The sequence below is a fragment of the Microcystis sp. M49636_WE2 genome, assembly GCF_030065375.1.
GTDB lineage: Bacteria > Cyanobacteriota > Cyanobacteriia > Cyanobacteriales > Microcystaceae > Microcystis > Microcystis aeruginosa_C.
Genome location: NZ_JASJFG010000054.1, coordinates 1 through 2,761, shown reverse-complemented (window position 1 = coordinate 2,761; position 2,761 = coordinate 1). Strand labels below are relative to the sequence as shown.

At 39.6% G+C, this 2,761-nt stretch carries 2 protein-coding genes and 1 pseudogene; 1 reads left to right on the top strand and 2 read right to left on the bottom strand.

The features are described 5' to 3' along the window. Positions 1-926, bottom strand: a 926-nt coding sequence (locus tag PX484_RS01230) for an FGGY-family carbohydrate kinase (RefSeq protein ID WP_288102688.1), incomplete at its 3' end; no start/stop codon positions are given. Between the two features lie 2 nt (positions 927-928). Here PX484_RS01230 and PX484_RS01225 point away from each other — a divergent pair. Then, the gene (locus PX484_RS01225; protein ID WP_287765809.1) at positions 929-1,987 is read left to right on the top strand and encodes a tocopherol cyclase family protein; all 1,059 of its coding nucleotides are present in this window, start codon (positions 929-931) and stop codon (positions 1,985-1,987) included. Positions 1,988-2,166: 179 nt separating this feature from the next. Here the strand turns inward: PX484_RS01225 and PX484_RS01220 are convergent. Next, positions 2,167-2,761: pseudogene (locus PX484_RS01220) on the bottom strand (AarF/ABC1/UbiB kinase family protein); the annotation flags it as partial.

The window sequence follows — 2,761 nt, the reverse complement described above, 5'->3', positions numbered from 1 at the left end:
GGATAATAATCTAAATTACTTTCTTTTTGTCCATCTATTGCTAAACTATAATTTCTCAATTCTTCATGAGAAAAAAACTTCTTTAACACTGCTCCTCCCGTATTGGATGCCCCACCAGTTAACCACAAATTTCCTAAACGATGACTATAGATGCCATAGTTACTATCATCAACTTTCTGGCTACTTAATAATTTTAAGACTAAAGTTGAACCTAAAGATGTCACTGCATCCCCTAAAGAATTAGCACCACTGGCTAAAAATGCCGCTATGCTGTCGGTGGTTCCCGTATAAATTAAACAATCTTTCGGGATAGCAAAACGAGTCACTAAATCTGGTTTAATAGTATCGATCGCTGTACCCGGGGCAAAAATTTGCGGTAATAAATTAAACATCGGTAAATTCTCTAACCAATGGGGATAACAGAGATTTTCGAGATCATAACCTAACTTTAAGGCATTGTGATAATCACTAATTCCCAGTTTACCGTGCAGGAGAAATGCTAACCAATCCGCTTGCGAGAGAAAATAACGCGCTTGCGAAAAAATTTCTTGCTGACTCCACCAAAATAATTTAGCTAAACTGGAGGTAGCACTAATCACGGGATGGTGAGGGGGTGCTATAGCTTTAATTGCTTCTAAAAAGGCAATTCCTCGCCCGTCATTGTATAATATGGCCTCAGAAAGAGAATTACCCCAATTATCACATAATAACACCGTCGAGGAAGTACCATTAATAGCGATCGATTTAAGTTCTGAACGCACCGAATCCCCTAGATTATCCAATAAATAAAATAGGGCCTTTTGCCAATCCTGAAAATTGGCATTAGTGAAAGGATAATGAACCTCAGCGACGATATTTTTGCTAGAATCAATAGCAATCGCTCGCGCTCCCGATGTGCCAAAATCAATACCTAAAGATAAACCCATAGATGTCTTCACAACCCCCTCATTCTGGCTACCATTGGGATGGTATCACTCCCCGATTCTTTGAAGGTTGGTACTTCCGAGTCATGATTCCGCAATTAGCCGACGGATTCGCCTTTATGTATTCTATTCAAGACCCAAGCGGCGGTCAAGTCAATAGCGGCGGAGCGGTACAAATTTTAGCCATAGAATCTAATTATCTTTGTCGCACTTTTCCCGATACGGATAAATTTTGGGCAAGTCGTCAGGAATTAGCCATTATCCATTGGGGAAAAACTAACTTAAAAATCCGTCCCTGTCTCCTTTCCCCGTCGGCTTTTTTTGAGTCTGTTCAAGAGGGTTATCAAGCAACGGCAAACCAGCAGCAAGGACGAATTTATGATCCCGTCACTGGAGAAATCTGTCAATGGGATTATCGCATTGAAACTAGGTACAGTTGGGGAGATAAAAAGCGTCCACCCCAAGCAACAGCAGGAATATTATCTTATTTACCGATTTTTGACCCGGGTTGGCAGATTTTAACTGCTCATGGTTTAGCAACGGGAATGATTACCCATCGGGGAAAAAATTATCAATTTGAGAATGTACCTTTTTATAGCGAGAAAAATTGGGGTTATTCTTTCCCCGAAAAGTGGTTTTGGATTAATTGTAATGCTTTCCCTGAAAATCCCGATTTAACCTTAACCGCAGTGGGTTCTACCCGAAAAGTTCTCAACTGGACGGAATCGGTGGGAATTATCGGTATTCACTGGCAAAATCGCTTTTATAAGTTTGATATCTGGAATTCTCAACTAACTTGGACAGTGCAACCCTGGGGATACTGGGAAATGAGGGCAACCAACGAGAATTATACCATTGTCTTGATCGGGATCAGTGATCATCCTCCCGATCGCGTGCGTGTACCCACGGAAAAAGGTCTCTCTTTTGCTTGTCAAGATACCCTCAAAGGTAAATTATCGATAAAATTGGCTGATAGTCGTGGTAAAACCCTTATAAATGCCTCTAGTCGTCTAGCTGGTCTCGAAATTGGCGGTATTTGGCCATCAGCTTGGATTAAACATTAAATCACCATGGCGACGGGAGAATGTGGAACGAACCACAGAGACACAAAGGACACAAAGATTGATCGCTACTATATAAGTCAAACTTATCACACAAAGAATAAGAGAGCCGGGGAACTTGTCACCACACTGGCAATTAGATATTTAATTATAACCACTTACTTAATAAAGATGATAATTATTTACTTGTCTAGCATTTTATCTAATCTTTCCTGAATCAATAAAGCCAGGGAAGAACGCAGAAAAAATAAAGCAAATAACCCAGCTAAACTGAAGGGAATAATAGCTAGTTTGCTATAGTTTGTGTCTAATAAAAATATGGCTGAGATAATGCTAAATCCCAATAAACAGACATTAATTAATAATTTAATTCCCAGATAAATTCTTTTCAGAAGTCGTTCATTTTCGCGTGACTTAACTTGAAAAACTAAATTTCCTCGCTCGATTTTTTCCTCTAATTGACGGATCATTCTCTCATTTTTATTACCTTTTTGCCATTGTTGTTTAAGAAAAGTGCGCGCTTGATTAGCTAGGGTCAGCATGGTGTTGGTAGTTCCTCCTGATACCGCTAGACTTTTCACAAAAGGTTGACTAGCTGCTAATAAATTATACTGGGGATCTAAAGAGCGGGCAATCCCATCCAAAGTGGTGACAGATTTAATAATAAAAGTCATTTGGGGAGGTAAGCGAAAAGGTTGCTGTTTAAACATTAAATACACTTGATCGCTAATTTGTTCAAAGACCCTCACATCTACCGGTTTATCGCGAAATTCATCT